This is a genomic window from Pseudoalteromonas sp. AS84 (assembly GCF_038900255.1).
GTDB lineage: Bacteria > Pseudomonadota > Gammaproteobacteria > Enterobacterales > Alteromonadaceae > Pseudoalteromonas.
In genome coordinates this window covers 1-15,960 of the sequence record NZ_JBBMQY010000036.1, presented here as the reverse complement: position 1 = coordinate 15,960, position 15,960 = coordinate 1, and the positions used below count along the sequence as shown (strand labels likewise).

The window sequence follows — 15,960 nt, the reverse complement described above, 5'->3', positions numbered from 1 at the left end:
GATTCATTAGTTGAGGAAAGTGACGACTTTGATTTAGACGACATAGATAGTTTAATTGATGAGGCCGCAGTTGATACAGCAAATGATTCATTAGTTGAGGAAAGCGACGACTTTGATTTAGACGACATAGATAGTTTAATTGATGAGGCCGCAGTTGATACAGCAGATAAATCTTTAGTTGAGGAAAGTGACGACTTTGATTTAGACGATATAGATAACCTAATTGACGATGAACTAAAAAATTCAGATGTAAGAGATTCAGAAATTGATAATGCATTGGCAGACTCAGTTGAGGATTTAGCAGATGCTCAAGAAGAATTAAATGTTGATGATATTGAGTCGCTTGCTTCATCATTAAATGAAGAGCCCGAGCTTGCAGAAGAGCCCGAGCTTGCAGAAGAGCCTGAGCTTAACGATGAGCCAGAGCTTGCAGAAGAGCCAGAGCTTGTAGAAGAACCAGAGCTTGAAGAAGAGCCTGAGCTTGCAGAAGAGCCAGAGCTTAACGATGAGCCAGAGCTTGAAGAAGAGCCTAAGCTTGAAGAAGAGCCAGAGCTTGAAGAAGAGCCAGAGCTTGAAGAAGAGCCAGAGCTTTTAGAAGAACCGGAGCTTGTAGAAGAACCTGAAATTTTAGAAGAACCAGAACTTGAAGAAGAACCAGAGCTTTTAGAAGAACCTGAAATTTTAGAAGAGCCCGAGTTTGTAGAAGAGCCCGAGCTTAGCGATGAGCCTGAGCTTAGCGATGAGCCTGAGCTTGAAGAAGAGCCTGAACTTGAAGAAGAGCCTGAACTTGAAGAAGAGCCAGAGCTTTTAGAAGAACCTGAGCTTGTAGAAGAACCAGAACTTGTAGAAGAACCAGAGCTTGTAGAAGAACCAGAGCTTTTAGAAGAACCAGAGCTTTTAGAAGAGCCAGAGCTTGAAGAAAAGCCTGAACTTTTAGAAGAGCCTGAGCTTATAGATATTACCGTAGATGATTTTTCAGACACATCAGAGTCGCTTCTTGATCCTGAAGATGCACTTGAAGAATATACAGATGATACTTTAAAGAGCGTTGATGAGCTTTTAAATGAGCTACAGCAAACTACAGATGATGACTATTTAGAAACACCTGATTGGTCTTTAGACGAGCTTGATGATGACCTTGAAGAAATAGAAGTAGACCTTGGTGACGATCCGCTAGCAGGCGACGATGACTCAGATATTACAAGTACTGAAGATCAGCTTGATAGCGAGCTTGTAACGCCAAGTGAAGAACTCGATGAGTACCCTGAACTTGAATTAGACGACGCTCAACCATTATTAGAGAGTGAGCCATCGTTTGAGTCGCAAGAACCCAAAGAAGAAGCATTAGATGATGAAAATGCAGTAGCACTTAGTCAAACAGAGAAAGATCTTGCAAATGCGCTTATGGCAGATGGTGATTTAGATAGTTTAGAAGATGATTTTGATGATGAACTATTAATTGATAATGACTTCTCTGAATTAGAAACTGAGATTGAAGATGAGTCACTTGATGATGAATTACGTCAAAAAATTAATGATGAGGTTGATTCTGTTGAACCACCAAGTATAGAAGATGACACCAAACCTCTTAACCTTGATGAAGTTCAAGAAACATTAGAAAGTGAGTTGCCATTTACCCCTGAAGAATTACAAGGGGATGATTTAGATGGCGAGGCACCGGGAATAGCTTCTAGTCAGGCTGAGCAAGATTTAGCAAATGCGCTTATGGCAGATGGTGATTTAGATAGTTTAGAAGATGATTTTGATGATGAACTATTAATTGATAATGACTTCTCTGAATTAGAAACTGAGATTGAAGATGAGTCACTTGATGATGAATTACGCCAAAAAATTAATGATGAGGTTGATTCTGTTGAACCACCAAGTATAGAAGATGACACCAAACCTCTTAACCTTGATGAAGTTCAAGAAACATTAGAAAGTGAGTTGCCATTTACCCCTGAAGAATTACAAGGGGATGATTTAGATGGTGAGGCACCGGGAATAGCTTCTAGTCAGGCTGAGCAAGATTTAGCAAATGTGCTTATGACAGATGCTGATTTAGATGGTTTAGAAAATGATTTTGATGATGAGATTTTAATTGAAAATGATTTTTCTGAATTAGATGCTGAATTTGACGAAGATAGTTTAGAGCAAGCGCTAACTGATGAGTTATCAGACGAATCGCAAGAGCAAACAAATGTAGAGCGCGAAGCACAGTTAACAAGCTTAGATGAAGTGGGTAGCACTGATATTAGCTCTGACGACGAACTTGATGAAGAGTTTATGTCAAATTTAACGCAAACTGATTTTGATTCATTACTTAGTGAGTTAGCAGAGCCTGAAGAGTTAAGTGTTGATGACAGCAGTGAATTTGATGTTGACTTTGACAGCTTGTTAAAAGAAGACTTAGAGACAGATGACCCATTAACTACAAAAGAGTCACTTGTTGAAAGTAGTGAGGTTGAGCAGTTTGATAATGATGAATTTGTAGATATTGATTCATTATTAGAAGAAAGTGACGACGCTGAACTTGAACATGAACCTTACACCGACGTTAATATGGATGTCGGTTTGAGTGAGTTTGATGCATTACTTGCCGGTGATAATCCGACGGATGTTGATGCTGAAAGTGGTGGCTACTCAGCTAAACTTGATTTAGCGCGTGCCTATATTGAAATTGATGATTTTGATTCTGCGCTTAAAGTCATTGAGGATGTCATTAACAAAGGTCCTGAAGAAGTTCAAGAGGAAGCACTTAGCTTAAAAGCTAAACTAAAATAAAATAATTAAAATGTTTATAAGAACCCGTATCTGGCTCAGCTAAATACGGGTTTTTTTATGTGTATTGGTTTGATTACGACAGGTCTCCTTTTATTGCATCGTTAGATAGCATAAAATGCCTCGTTCATTAGCACAGTAGGTAAAACGGTAATTATGCGAGTAGCACTTGGAGTTGAATACAACGGCGCACGTTACAGTGGTTGGCAGCGTCAATCACATGTAAATAGCGTACAGCAAGAAGTAGAAAAAGCGTTGTCGCGTATCTGTAATCATCCTGTTGAGGTTATATGTGCAGGGCGTACAGATGCTGGTGTGCACGGTACAGGCCAAGTAATACACTTTGAAACGCAAGCCGATCGCGATATGGTCGCATTTACACTAGGTATGAATACTTTAATGCCTAAAGATATTGCTATTCGCTTTGCCCAACCGGTTGCTGATGACTTTCATGCCCGTTTTAGTGCTACAGCCCGTCGTTATCGCTATGTTATTTATAACTCCCCCCTACGAGGAGCTGTATTAAACGAGGGTGTTACGCATTTTCATCATCATCTTGATGAAACAAAGATGCAAGAGGCGTGTCAGTATTTAATAGGTAAACACGATTTCACCTCTTTTAGGGCTATACATTGCCAAGCGAATACACCGACAAGAACAATTCATCATCTGTCGGTACAGCGCCAAGGTACTTACGTTATTATTGATATTAAAGCGAATGCATTTTTACATCATATGGTACGTAATATCACAGGCAGCTTAATGGATGTTGGTTTACATAAACAACAACCTATATGGATAAAAGAGCTACTTGATTGTAAAGAACGCGCAAAGGCCAGTGCTACCGCTAAGGCCGCTGGTTTGTATTTAGTGGATGTTGACTACCCTGAGCAATTTAATATTCCTCAAACACCTTTAGGCCCTTTATTTTTGCCTGATATAGATGTGGTATAAGTACTTTTTATAAGCACTTTGAACTACTAAGACCAGTTTTTTATACCGCGTTAGTGTAATTCATGTTTTAATTGAAAAAATTTGTCTGCTAATTGCTATTAGTAGGCTCGCGACACAGAACAGTATTAAGAGAGTTGCAAATGAGTTGGCTAGAAAAAATCTTACCTAAAACGACAAAATCATCAGGTCGTAAAGAAATCCCAGAAGGTGTTTGGGCTAAGTGTACATCGTGTGATTCAATTTTATATAAAGCTGAATTAGAAAAGTCATTAAACGTATGTCCTAAGTGTGACCACCACATGCGTGTTAGTGGCCGTAAGCGCCTAGAGCACTTTTTAGATGAAGGTGATCGTCAAGAGCTTGGTACACAACATGAGCCTAAAGACATTCTTAAGTTTAAAGATTCTAAAAAGTACTCTGACCGTATCAGTGCAGCGCAAAAAGCAAGTGGTGAAAAAGATGCACTTGTAGCTATGAAAGGCCGATTAAAAGGTATTCCGGTAGCAGCGGTAGCATTTGAATTCTCATTTATGGGGGGGTCAATGGCTTCTGTTGTTGGCGCTCGCTTTGTTGATGCTGTTGATCAATGTTTAGAGCATAACATGCCGCTTATTTGTTTTTCTGCATCAGGCGGAGCACGTATGCAAGAAGCGCTTATGTCGCTTATGCAAATGGCTAAAACAAGCGCTGCACTTGCAAAAATGACTGAAAAAGGTCTTCCATTTATTTCAGTAATGACCGATCCAACAATGGGTGGTGTATCGGCATCACTTGCTATGCTGGGTGATATTAACGTTGCTGAACCTAAAGCGTTAATTGGTTTTGCAGGTCCTCGTGTTATTGAACAAACTGTTCGCGAAACATTACCAGAAGGTTTTCAGCGTAGTGAATTTTTGCTAGAACACGGTGCAATTGACATGATTATTGACCGCCGTGAAATGCGCGATACCCTTGCACGCATTTTAGCTAAATTTATGAACTTGCCTTCTACGGAACAAGAGCATAGAGTAGCGTAAATTTCAGCTTTATTGATTACACGCTATGACAAAATCAATTCCTAGCCAATCATCAAGCCTTGATGATTGGCTTTTTTATTTAGAAAGTGTTCACCCAGCTAACATTGCAATGGGGTTAGAACGAGTTGCTAATGTTGCCAACAATATTGGCCTTTTAAACACCCCAAGTAAAATTATTCTTATTGCCGGTACAAACGGTAAGGGCACCACTGCACGTTGCTTAGAGTCGCTATTGCTAGCGCAGGGGTTTAGCGTGGGTACTTACGCATCTCCTCATTTAATTCGTTATAACGAGCGTGTACGAGTTAATGGCGAAGAACTGGCAGACCAATTCCATATAGATGCTTTTCACCAGCTTGAGCAAGGCCGTAAAGACACTCCTCTTACTTATTTTGAATACGGTACTTTGGGTGCGTTGGCAATTTTTAAACGCTGCAGCGTCGATTATGTATTACTAGAGGTGGGTCTAGGTGGGCGCTTTGATGCTACAAATATAGTAACTCCCTTTGCAAGCGTGATCACCACCATCGATTTAGATCATAAAGAGTACCTAGGTGATACACGAGAGTTAGTGGCTTATGATAAAGCCGGTATTTTTCGTGAAAATACGCCTGCTATTATAGGGGATTTAAATATTCCTCACACAATGACTGATTATGGCAAAGAAATTAATGCCAATATGACGTTGTCGGGCAGTGACTTTATTTTCAAAGAAAATGCTGAGAGCTTTAATTGGCAATATAAAGAACATAATCTTGAAATAGATAAGCCAGCAATACCATGTCAAAATGCAGCAACGGCGTTAACTGCACTAAGTGTTTTAAGCTTATTACCTAGTGAGCAAGTCATACGAAGTTGCCTCGCTAATTTAGTTGTAGAAGGGCGGTTTCAGCAGTTAAGTACTGAGCCTTTAGTCTTTACCGATGTAGCACATAACCCTGAGTCGGCACGTTATTTAGCCAATAAGTTATCAAGCTATAAAGATAAAGGCTTTAAAATTCATGCATTAGCCGCTATGCTTGCTGATAAAGATAAAGCAGGTGTACTTAAAGAAGTAAGTCACTTGGTCGATGAGTGGTCATTAGCTAGTTTAAGTGGCCCCCGAGGCGACACTGCAAGTAATTTACAAAATGCGCTGCAGGGTATATCTCATCATAATACTATCAATAGCTATGATAGTGTGGCACAGGCACTAAGTGTAATTTTACCAAAACAACAAAGTGATACTATGTTGATTGTATTTGGTTCATTTTTTACAGTGGCCGGCGCTATTAATTACTTTAAAAAATAGAGAGGATGTCGGTGAACTCAAGTTTTATTAATCGCTTAGTCGGAACAAGTATAGTAGTGATCGCAGCAATTGTGTTTATCCCTAATATACTCGATGGCGAAAAAGTGCATTATAAAGAAGGCTTTAAAGCGATTCCTGATAGCCCTGAGTTCAAAACAATCGATCTTCAAGAGTCAATTGATGAAAACATGGCTAATGCTGAACCACTAAAACAAGATGAAATTGAAGATATTCAAGCTGATGATGAAGCTTTTGAGCAGCAAAATGCTATGGATGAGAGTGACTACGCTGTAGAGAATAAAGTTGTTGAAGCGACTATTGAACCTAAAGCTACACCAATTACAAAAGCGCCTGTTCAAGCTAAATCAAAACCTATTGCGCCTCGTAAAAGTGATGAAAACCTAACAAGTATGGCTTACGTTATTCAATTAGGTAGTTTTTCACATGTTGCAAATGTAAAAGCATTACAGGCTAAATTAAAAGTTGAAGGGTTTAAAACATTTACTAAACCGATTAAAACCCCAAATGGGACGTTAACCAAGGTATTTGTTGGTCCTTCGCTTGATAAAAATGAATTACAAAAGCAGCTTCCCCAGCTGAAAGAGCTTACTAAATTGAATGGTAAAGTTACGCAATACGAAGTTACAAAATAATTATAAAGAGGCTTGTATCACAAGCCTTTTTTGTTTATTTATATTTGTTTTTATCATTATCTTTATCTCATAATACCCATTCTATAATGTTAATTTTTTGTATTGACTACAACCCAGTAATCTCCCGTTTAAACTTGCATACTAACGATGTTTGGGTATAGAATGCGCCCCAAATTAGCGACTAATTGGTTCTTATGATCTGGGTTGATTACGCCATTATTGGCATCATTGCATTGTCTACCATCATCGGTTTAATACGCGGCTTTGTAAAAGAAGCAATGTCATTAGCGGTATGGGCTGGCGCCTTTATCATCTCTAGCTTATTTTACCAATATTTAGCTTCCTTCCTAACAACCATTTCTGAACCCCTTTTAAGAAATGCTGCGGCCATAGCCATATTATTCTTTGCGACGCTACTGTTAGGCGGTTTACTAAACTATATTTTAGGTGAGCTTGTACATCGTACTGGTTTATCGGGTACCGACCGTGTTTTTGGCATAGTGTTTGGTGCTCTACGAGGCGTGTTGGTCGTGAGCGCGTTACTCTTCTTTCTTGATGCTTTTACTGGTGCACCCAATACGCACTGGTGGGGCAATTCTATTTTGATTCCAGAATTTGGCTTTGTAGTTGAATGGTTCTTTTCGTACCTAGAAAACAACTCGAGCTTTTTAAATTCAGTAAACCGTTAATCGGCGAGGATAAATTACATGTGTGGTATCGTTGGAATAGTCGGAACATCCCCTGTGAATCAGGCGATTTATGATGGCTTAACTGTTTTGCAGCACCGTGGTCAAGATGCCGCGGGTATCATTACCATTGAGAATAATACGTTTAGCTTACGCAAAGCAAATGGCCTTGTGAAAGATGCCTTTCACACCCGTCATATGAAACGACTCCAAGGTACAATTGGCCTTGGCCATGTGCGTTATCCTACAGCAGGATCTTCAAGCTCATCTGAAGCACAACCTTTTTATGTTAACTCACCGTTTGGTATAGCGCTTGCCCATAATGGCAACCTTACTAATGCAGAAGCTTTAAAAGAGCAGTTATTCTCAGAAGCACGTCGTCACGTTAATACAACGTCAGACTCTGAAATTTTACTTAATATCATGGCACATGAATTAAGTAAGTCTGATAAGTTGCATTTAGACCCTGAAGATATTTTTACTGCGGTAACCGAAGTAAACAATAAAGTAAGCGGTGGCTATGCAACGATTGCTATGATTATCGGCCATGGCATTGTTGCTTTTCGCGACCCTAATGGTATCCGCCCACTTGTATTTGGTAAACGCGAAACCGAAAAAGGTACTGAGTACATGTTTGCCTCAGAAAGCGTTGCGTTGAAACCGGATGGTTTTGAGTTTGTACGTGATGTTGCACCTGGTGAAGCTATATATGTTACAGAAGAGGGTGAATTCCATTCACTTAGTTGTGCTGATAAGGCATCTTACTCGCCGTGTATTTTTGAATTTGTTTATTTTGCTCGACCTGACTCAACAATAGACCGTATGTCTGTGTATGCAACACGTGTAAATATGGGGACTAAACTAGGCGAAAAAATTGCACGCGAATGGGCAGACAAAGATATTGATGTAGTTATCCCAATTCCAGAAACTTCATGTGATGTAGCGCTGGAAATTGCACGTGTACTTGATTTACCGTATCGCCAAGGTTTTGTTAAAAACCGTTATATTGGACGTACATTTATCATGCCTGGTCAGGAAATGCGTAAAAAGTCAGTGCGTCAAAAGCTAAACGCAATTGATCGAGAATTTAAAGGTAAAAATGTATTATTGGTTGATGACTCAATTGTTCGTGGTACAACATCAGCACAAATTGTTGAAATGGCCCGAGAGTCTGGTGCTAAAAACGTTTACTTTGCATCAGCGGCACCTGAAATACGCTTCCCTAATGTGTACGGTATTGATATGCCTTCAGCAGCTGAGCTTATTGCTCACGGACGTGAAGTAGAAGATATTAATGCAAGCATAGGGTCTGACGGTTTAATCTTTCAATCGTTAAAAGATTTAATTGCAGCAGTTAGCCAAGAAAATCCTGAAATTACTAAGTTTGAAACTTCAGTATTTGATGGCCAATATATTACTGGCGATATTGATCAAAACTATTTAAATCGAATTGATAAGCTACGTAACGATTCAGCAAAAAGCACCCGCGAAAGTGCGATGTCTTCAAGTTTAGAAATACACAACCAAGACGAAAACGAAGCTGATTAATGGTTATTGATAAAAACTATTAAATATAAAAAAAGGAGCTAATTAGCTCCTTTTTTGCGAAGGAAAGAAAGGGAATATTTCTATCAAACACGACTCTTTATTAAGTAAACATAGGGCTAACAATCCCATTTGTCCAAAGCATCGCTGTTACAGCTAAAATAATAACCAGTAATATTAATCCACACGTTACTACCGAGCTGGCGTAAATAAAGCCACGCTCTTCGGGGATATGCATAAGTATAGGTACGCCGGTATAGAGTAAATAGACCGAGTAAGCTAGTGCAATAATTCCAGCGCAAACTACAAACCAAAGTACAGGCCAAAAAGCGGCGAGTGCTGACATAAACACTGGCGTTGCAGTATATGCTGCAAGTTCAAGTGTTTGTGTAAATGTAGGTTTAGAACCAAATGTAACGGCCATCCAATGGGCTAAATAAGCCAATGCGAATACGCCTGCTATTAAAGCAAAATACATTGCACCTGCAATTAGCAGAGCACTATCGTGTGTTAAAAATACGGGATCGCCGGCACCTATACTCCACCCTAGATAAACAGATGAGTAGTAGCCCATTATTGAAGGGAATAAAGCAATCAATAAAATATGTGACAAACTATAGGTTAAACTTTCATGGCGATTATCTATTGTTTGCCATTCTTCAAGTGGATGAGCATAAATGCCCCAGAGGTGATTCAATATCATAGTGCTTACTCCATAAAAGGAACGTATTACTGTTTTGGTTGGTTTATTTTTATACAGTCTTTGTACAGTTATGGTTCACTTATTTTGCAAAGTCAAGTTAACTAGCTATTAACATTATCAAGTCGGTGAGTGCTTTGATTTATCCCAAACAAAATTTCGTGTTAAAATAACGGTCTATCAAATTTATTTAGTAATGAGCAGTCGACGTGCCACATAGCCAACTTTTAGAGCCGATTAATAACTTTTTATTGTGTACCACCCCAGAGCAGTGGGTGCGGCAAGCAATTAAAAAAGAAAACTTATCAGTCATTTTAATAGATCACTTAATTTGTGAATTAAAAGCAGCTCAAAGTGCGATGTTTTTAATACGTAAATACGCGGTAGATAAAGAGGGTAGTGATGCATTACTCGAGTGGCTAAAGCCATTTGAAACGCTTATTTATAAACGAGAAGGTAATTGGCGCGATCTGGCAGCTAAAAATAAGCTAACTAAATCCATAATTCCTAAATCGAGTTCTCCATATGGGCAAGGGCTAATCGATAAAATGGTTTTGCTGATAAAAGAAGAGCTACATCATTTTTATCAAGTTCTCGAAATTATGGACGAGTACGGTGTTGAATATCGTAGTATTACACCATGTCGTTACGCAAAAGGTATGCTTCGTCATGTTAAAACGTTCGAGCCTGATGCATTAGTCGATAAGCTAATAGTAGGCGCTTATATTGAGGCGCGTTCGTGTGAGCGTTTTGCAAAGCTTGCACCGCATGTTGATAAACGCTTAGGTGATTTTTATATTTCGTTGTTACGTTCAGAAGCGCGTCATTACCAAGATTATTTAACTTTAGCGCAAGAAATTGCTGATTTTGATATTACCGAACGCGTAAACTTTTTTGGTGAAAAAGAAAAAGAGTTAATTTCTACAACTGATACTGATTTTAAATTTCATAGCGGTATTCCTACTGTTTAAATACTCTCATTTTCTTTTAAAAAATTAATATACTCTGCTATTTTCTGATTGCTGAAATTATGTTTTTTCATAATTTTAGCAATGCGACCATTGTTAATTATTATATCAATTCCTCTATTAAATTTTTGTAAGTATTCTTTGGCCCTATAATTTGATTTAGAGACAACTAAATATAGTTTATGAGAAGCAAGATCTGGCGATAAATACTCAATATTATTATCATCCGAATCTTCGGTTTTAGTGTTTTCAAGCCAATATTTTCCAACCTCTTTAGTACCCGCGACTAAATCAATACGCCCTTGTTGTAGTAAATATAAGCTTGTAGGAAGGCTTTTAGTGGACGTTATTGCCAGATCCGTATTTCTAGCGAACTCTTGGCTTACAACGGCATTGTCTTCTATACCAATACTATAAGGAGTTAATGATTGAACTGTACCATCGAAATTAATAATACTTTCTTTTCGCTTAAAAACTCCTGAGTGAGCAACTGCAAGTGGACGGGAGTAGTAAAAAACTTCATTTCTTTTTAATGAATAAAAAGCACCTAAAATAGCTGTTTTTCTGTTTTTTTCTAATAGCTTTAAAGCGCGATTCCATGTCGTAAACTCTACTTCGCTATTAATACCTTGTGTTTTAAGTGCTGATCGGGCTATTTCATATAACCAACCATTATTGGGTAAGTTTTCGCTAAAATAGGGAGGGTAGTTTTCAGTAACAATTTGCCATGTTTGTTCGCTAAATACTTTTGTTGGAATGGCAATTACTACGATGAAAATTAACAGCTTAATCATTAAACCTCTCACTATTATTCAAATGTATAGATAAATAATAGTCAGAATTTTAAATTATGCGAAAGGCGTGCTAATTAATTCTTGTGATTGAGGGGTAACGACTAAATAAGAGCCTTGGGTGTACCAGTCACCTAGCACTGTTCGAGTAAGTGTTTGTTCATTAACTTTATACGTATGAACATTAGGGCGGTGAGTATGACCATGAATCATATTCGTAACGTTATGTTTGGCAAAGGTTGCAAGTACAGCTTCATCGACAACGTCTAAAATTTCGATAGGTTTATCAGCCTGGCTTAATTTACTTTTTTCGCGGGCATTACGCGCTATTTTTTTACGATACCAAAGCGGCATTGCAAGCATCAATTTTGGCCACCACCAACCACGGCTCTTTTTACGAAATTTTTGATACTCAGTATCTTGAGTACACATTTCGTCGCCATGTAAAATTACGGTAGGCGTACCATATAAATCAATGACTGTTTGTTCATCGAGTAATGTCATTGCGGCCATGTCTGCATACTGCTTGCGCATAATGAAATCACGATTGCCATGGATAAAGTAAACAGGTGTGCCACCATCATTAATGGACCTTAAATGTTTTGCTACATCGGCACTCAGAGCAGTAATGTAGTCATCTCCAACCCAAACTTCAAAAAAATCACCCAAAATATAAAGTGCATCTACATCTTTATTTAGTATATGTGTATTTAAAAAGTCAAAAAATGCAGCGCTGATGTCGGGGCGGTTTTCGCTTAGGTGTAAATCTGCAATAAAGTAAGTTTGGCGAGTCATAGGTTAGTCTATTTTTTATTAAATAAAAGCGGGCAGATGCCCGCTTAAGTGCTCACAATAGTGTAAGCAAACGCTATTAGCTAACAGTAACGCTTTCGATGATCACATCTTCAAGAGGTACGTCTTGGTGAAAACCAGTACTACCTGTTGCAACTGCTTTAATTTTATTTACTACGTCCATGCCTTCTACTACTTCAGCAAAAACACAATAACCCCAACCTTGCGATGTTTCGCTGCTATGGTTTAAAAAGTCGTTGTTGTTCACGTTAATGAAAAACTGTGCTGTAGCTGAATGAGGATCAGGTGTACGCGCCATAGCTAAAGTGCCTACTTTATTAGACAGGCCGTTATTAGCTTCATTTTGAATCGGGTCGTTTACTTCTTTTTGTTCCATACCTGGAACAAAACCACCGCCTTGAACCATAAAACCATCGATTACACGATGAAAGATAGTGCCGTTGAAAAAATCAGCATTTGCGTACTCTAAAAAGTTTTTAACTGTGTTTGGAGCTTCTTTCTCAAACATTTTAATGGTGATGTCACCAAAATTAGTGTGTAGAACAACCATGTGTTTTCCTATATCCGGTTTAAATATTGGCGCTATTTTATCGTAGTTGGCTAAGATTAACAAAGTAGATGTTTGGTTTGTTATAAAGCGCTAGAGCAGGGGCTTTTCAAGTGGTAACATAACTGTTCAAGTAAATAGTCAAGGACTCAAAGTAAATGGTAAATATATACAACACACTCACGCGACAAAAAGAGCAATTTAAACCTATGGTCGAAGGAAAAATCGACATGTATGTGTGTGGTATCACCATTTATGATTACTGCCATATTGGACACGCTCGTACTTTTGTAGGTTTTGACGTTATTGTGCGCTACTTACGTCATATTGGTTACGATTTAAAATATGTGCGTAACATTACAGATATCGACGATAAAATAATTAAACGGGCGAACGAAAATGGTGAGTCAATAAATGACTTAACTGTGCGCATGACTAAAGCAATGCATGAAGATTTTGATAGTTTAAATATGCTACGCCCAGATATTGAACCAACAGTTACAAGCCATATGGATGAAATTATCGTTATGGTTAAGCGCTTGATTGAAAAAGGCCATGCCTATGTTGCAGCTGACGGCGATGTTTTGTTTGATGTATCAACGTTTGAGCAATACGGTGCACTTTCTCAGCAAGATTTAACGATGTTGCAATCAGGTTCTCGCGTTGAAGTGGCTCAAGATAAAGACGATCCACTTGATTTTGTGTTATGGAAAAAAGCAAAAACAGGTGAACCATCATGGTCATCACCGTGGGGTGAAGGGCGTCCGGGTTGGCATATCGAATGTTCGGCAATGAGCTCAAAACACCTAGGTGAGCATTTTGATATTCACGGTGGGGGGTCTGATTTACAGTTTCCACATCATGAAAACGAAATTGCGCAATCGTGCTGTGCAAACAACGGCAAGTATGTGAATACATGGATTCATACTGGCATGGTTCAGGTAAACAAAGAAAAAATGTCTAAGTCGTTAGATAACTTTTTTACTGTGCGAGAAGTTTTAAAAGCATACGATGCCGAATCTGTTCGTTACTTTTTAATTTCAGGCCATTACCGCAGCCAACTAAATTACTCACAAGAAAATTTAGACCAAGCGCGTTCATCACTTGAACGTATTTATACAGCGCTTCGTGATGTAGAACCGGTAGAGTGCGATTTAGAAGGCAATGAGTTTGTTGCTAAATTTAGAAAAGCAATGAATGACGACTTTAATACACCAGAAGCACTACCTGTGTTGTTCGAACTTGCTAAAGAACTAAACCGCGTGAAAGACACTGATGCAGGCCAAGCTGGCAAATTAGCCTTTATATTGCGCAGCCTTGGTGAAGTGCTAGGGGTTGCTCAACAAGCACCGGAAGCTTTTTTACAAGGCGGGCAAGACGACGACGAAGTTGCGACAATTGAAGCATTAATTGTGAAACGTAATGAAGCACGTGCGAGTAAAAACTGGGCTGCTGCTGATGAAGCACGTGATGCGCTTAATGCATTAGGCGTAATACTTGAAGATTCAGCCGGTAAAACAACGTGGCGTAAAGCGTAAACGTTCAAAGTAATTCACGTTTAACTAAAAAAGGGTTGCCAAATGGCAGCCCTTTTTTTATTTTTTAACTGCTTAGCTGTGATATTTCTCACATGCTTCAAGTGTGTTTTCAATTAAGCTAGCAACCGTCATTGGGCCAACGCCACCCGGTACGGGTGTAATAAAATGCGCTTTTTGTTCAGCCACACTGTATTGAACATCACCGACTAATTTACCCGTATCTAAACGGTTAATGCCCACATCGATAACGATAGCGCCTTCTTTTATCCAATCTCCAGGTATAAATTCAGGTTTACCTACAGCCACAACTAATAAGTCAGCGCGGCGAACATGCGTTTCTAAGTCTTGAGTAAACTTATGGCACACTGTGGTAGTACAACCGGCTAATAAAAGCTCTAACGACATTGGACGACCAACAATATTTGACGCGCCAACTACCACGGCATGCATCCCTTTATAACGTACACCCGTTGAATCAAGTAATGTAATAATACCTTTAGGCGTGCATGGGCGAAGAGCAGGCATACGCTGTGCTAACCGACCAATGTTATATGGATGAAATCCATCAACATCTTTATGTGGGGTAATGCGTTCTAAAATCTTTTCAGCATCAAGGCCTTTTGGCAGTGGTAACTGCACTAAAATCCCATCAACTTCGGCATCATTATTTAGCTCGTCAATTAAATCTAAAAGAGTTTGCTCTTGTGTGTCTGCTGGTAAATCAAATGATTTAGAGATAAAGCCAACTTCTTCACAGGCTTTACGTTTTGAACCAACATAAACTTGGCTTGCTGGATCAAGTCCAACGAGCACTACTGCAAGTCCTGGTGCACGTAAACCATTTGCTACACGTTCACTTACGCGTTCTGCTACAGCGCTACGTACTTGTTTTGCGATTGCCTTACCATCAATGATGTTTGCCGTCATGGGTGACCTTTAATTGGGGTTAATTAACTAGATACCGATACTCTAAAAACGAGTGCATAATAAAATAGGGGTAAAAATGCTAATAAAGAAAACATACTCTTTATATAACTCGTTTTATAATGTGCCTACTATTTTCGCAGAAAAGCATAGCAGCGCCAAGTTGCTTTTAATGTATATAACATTTGAGTTGTTAAATAGTTTAAATTTCAGCCTACTATTGTAATATTTAACCATTGTGCACTAAAAATGAGCACTTGATTGGTTTTATTAAAAAAACGTTTGACCTAACCCCGTCAAATCACTATTATGCACCCCGTTGTCAACGAGGTCACTCGCTAACAATAATAAGTTTCGGCGATTAGCGCAGTTTGGTAGCGCACTTGGTTTGGGTCCAAGGGGTCGCAGGTTCAAATCCTGCATCGCCGACCATTTTTATAATTTATTATAATCGAATAGCTTATTGGTAAACTATGAAGTTTTCGATGCGCCCATAGCTCAGCTGGATAGAGCAACGCCCTTCTAAGGCGTGGGTCGAAGGTTCGAATCCTTCTGGGTGCACCATTTGAAAACATGTAAATATAGCGGTGATTGTAGCTCAGTTGGTAGAGCCCCGGATTGTGATTCCGGTTGTCGTGGGTTCGAGCCCCATCAGTCACCCCATTTACAACGAATATCGGCGATTAGCGCAGTTTGGTAGCGCACTTGGTTTGGGTCCAAGGGGTCGCAGGTTCAAATCCTGCATCGCCGACC

General features: G+C 39.1%; 14 protein-coding genes and 4 tRNA genes. 13 read left to right on the top strand and 5 right to left on the bottom strand.

The features are described from left to right. The 7 genes from WNY79_RS20390 to purF all read left to right on the top strand — a co-directional run. The coding region (locus WNY79_RS20390) for a FimV/HubP family polar landmark protein (protein ID WP_342876752.1) at window positions 1-2,784 on the top strand (2,784 nt) is incomplete at its 5' end. A 153-nt stretch (window positions 2,785-2,937) separates the two neighbouring features. Further along, the gene (truA, locus tag WNY79_RS20385; protein WP_007584098.1) at window positions 2,938-3,735 is read left to right on the top strand and encodes a tRNA pseudouridine(38-40) synthase TruA; all 798 of its coding nucleotides are present in this window, start codon (window positions 2,938-2,940) and stop codon (window positions 3,733-3,735) included. Window positions 3,736-3,875: 140 nt separating this feature from the next. Beyond that, on the top strand, window positions 3,876-4,751 hold the full coding sequence (gene accD, locus WNY79_RS20380) for an acetyl-CoA carboxylase, carboxyltransferase subunit beta (protein WP_007376856.1): 876 nt from the start codon (window positions 3,876-3,878) through the stop codon (window positions 4,749-4,751). A gap of 25 nt (window positions 4,752-4,776) precedes the next feature. Continuing rightward, a complete protein-coding gene (gene folC / locus WNY79_RS20375) occupies window positions 4,777-6,042 on the top strand; it encodes a bifunctional tetrahydrofolate synthase/dihydrofolate synthase (protein ID WP_197185666.1) in 1,266 nt (421 codons plus the stop codon). Window positions 6,043-6,053: 11 nt separating this feature from the next. Then, the gene (locus WNY79_RS20370; RefSeq protein WP_342876751.1) at window positions 6,054-6,695 is read left to right on the top strand and encodes an SPOR domain-containing protein; all 642 of its coding nucleotides are present in this window, start codon (window positions 6,054-6,056) and stop codon (window positions 6,693-6,695) included. Window positions 6,696-6,889: 194 nt separating this feature from the next. Further along, a complete protein-coding gene (locus tag WNY79_RS20365) occupies window positions 6,890-7,384 on the top strand; it encodes a CvpA family protein (protein ID WP_007376853.1) in 495 nt (164 codons plus the stop codon). 18 nt (window positions 7,385-7,402) lie between these two features. Further along, on the top strand, window positions 7,403-8,929 hold the full coding sequence (gene purF, locus WNY79_RS20360; RefSeq protein WP_024600093.1) for an amidophosphoribosyltransferase: 1,527 nt from the start codon (window positions 7,403-7,405) through the stop codon (window positions 8,927-8,929). Between the two features lie 100 nt (window positions 8,930-9,029). Here purF and WNY79_RS20355 read toward each other — a convergent pair whose 3' ends face one another. After that, window positions 9,030-9,629 carry a Yip1 family protein gene (locus tag WNY79_RS20355; protein WP_024600094.1) on the bottom strand — a complete coding sequence of 200 codons (600 nt, stop codon included), beginning with the start codon at window positions 9,627-9,629 and terminating at the stop codon, window positions 9,030-9,032. Window positions 9,630-9,835: 206 nt separating this feature from the next. Here WNY79_RS20355 and miaE point away from each other — a divergent pair, with 206 nt between their 5' ends. Further along, window positions 9,836-10,597 (top strand): tRNA isopentenyl-2-thiomethyl-A-37 hydroxylase MiaE, encoded by a 762-nt coding sequence (gene miaE / locus WNY79_RS20350; RefSeq protein WP_342876750.1) that lies wholly within the window; start codon window positions 9,836-9,838, stop codon window positions 10,595-10,597. Here the strand turns inward: miaE and WNY79_RS20345 are convergent. From WNY79_RS20345 to WNY79_RS20335, 3 genes are all read right to left on the bottom strand, one after another. Beyond that, window positions 10,594-11,388 (bottom strand): transporter substrate-binding domain-containing protein, encoded by a 795-nt coding sequence (locus WNY79_RS20345; protein WP_342876749.1) that lies wholly within the window; start codon window positions 11,386-11,388, stop codon window positions 10,594-10,596. The genes miaE and WNY79_RS20345 overlap by 4 nt on opposite strands. 54 nt (window positions 11,389-11,442) lie before the next feature. Continuing rightward, window positions 11,443-12,180: a UDP-2,3-diacylglucosamine diphosphatase gene (locus WNY79_RS20340; protein ID WP_342876748.1), complete on the bottom strand. Its 738-nt coding sequence runs from the start codon at window positions 12,178-12,180 to the stop codon at window positions 11,443-11,445. A gap of 76 nt (window positions 12,181-12,256) precedes the next feature. After that, complete coding sequence (locus tag WNY79_RS20335) at window positions 12,257-12,748, bottom strand: peptidylprolyl isomerase (protein WP_024600098.1); 492 nt, start codon at window positions 12,746-12,748, stop codon at window positions 12,257-12,259. Window positions 12,749-12,903: 155 nt separating this feature from the next. Here WNY79_RS20335 and cysS point away from each other — a divergent pair, with 155 nt between their 5' ends. Then, on the top strand, window positions 12,904-14,283 hold the full coding sequence (gene cysS, locus WNY79_RS20330; RefSeq protein ID WP_342876747.1) for a cysteine--tRNA ligase: 1,380 nt from the start codon (window positions 12,904-12,906) through the stop codon (window positions 14,281-14,283). Window positions 14,284-14,355: 72 nt separating this feature from the next. Here cysS and folD read toward each other — a convergent pair whose 3' ends face one another. After that, on the bottom strand, window positions 14,356-15,210 hold the full coding sequence (gene folD / locus WNY79_RS20325) for a bifunctional methylenetetrahydrofolate dehydrogenase/methenyltetrahydrofolate cyclohydrolase FolD (RefSeq protein WP_002958348.1): 855 nt from the start codon (window positions 15,208-15,210) through the stop codon (window positions 14,356-14,358). A 352-nt stretch (window positions 15,211-15,562) separates the two neighbouring features. On the opposite strand from folD, the gene WNY79_RS20320 reads away from it, so the two are divergent. The 4 genes from WNY79_RS20320 to WNY79_RS20305 all read left to right on the top strand — a co-directional run bounded on the left by WNY79_RS20320 (window position 15,563) and on the right by WNY79_RS20305 (window position 15,958). Next, window positions 15,563-15,639, top strand: a tRNA-Pro gene (locus WNY79_RS20320). 55 nt (window positions 15,640-15,694) lie between these two features. Then, a tRNA-Arg gene (locus WNY79_RS20315) sits at window positions 15,695-15,771 on the top strand. A gap of 23 nt (window positions 15,772-15,794) precedes the next feature. After that, window positions 15,795-15,870: transfer RNA gene (locus tag WNY79_RS20310), tRNA-His, on the top strand. 14 nt (window positions 15,871-15,884) lie between these two features. Further along, a tRNA-Pro gene (locus tag WNY79_RS20305) sits at window positions 15,885-15,958 on the top strand. Window positions 15,959-15,960 lie beyond the last annotated feature (2 nt).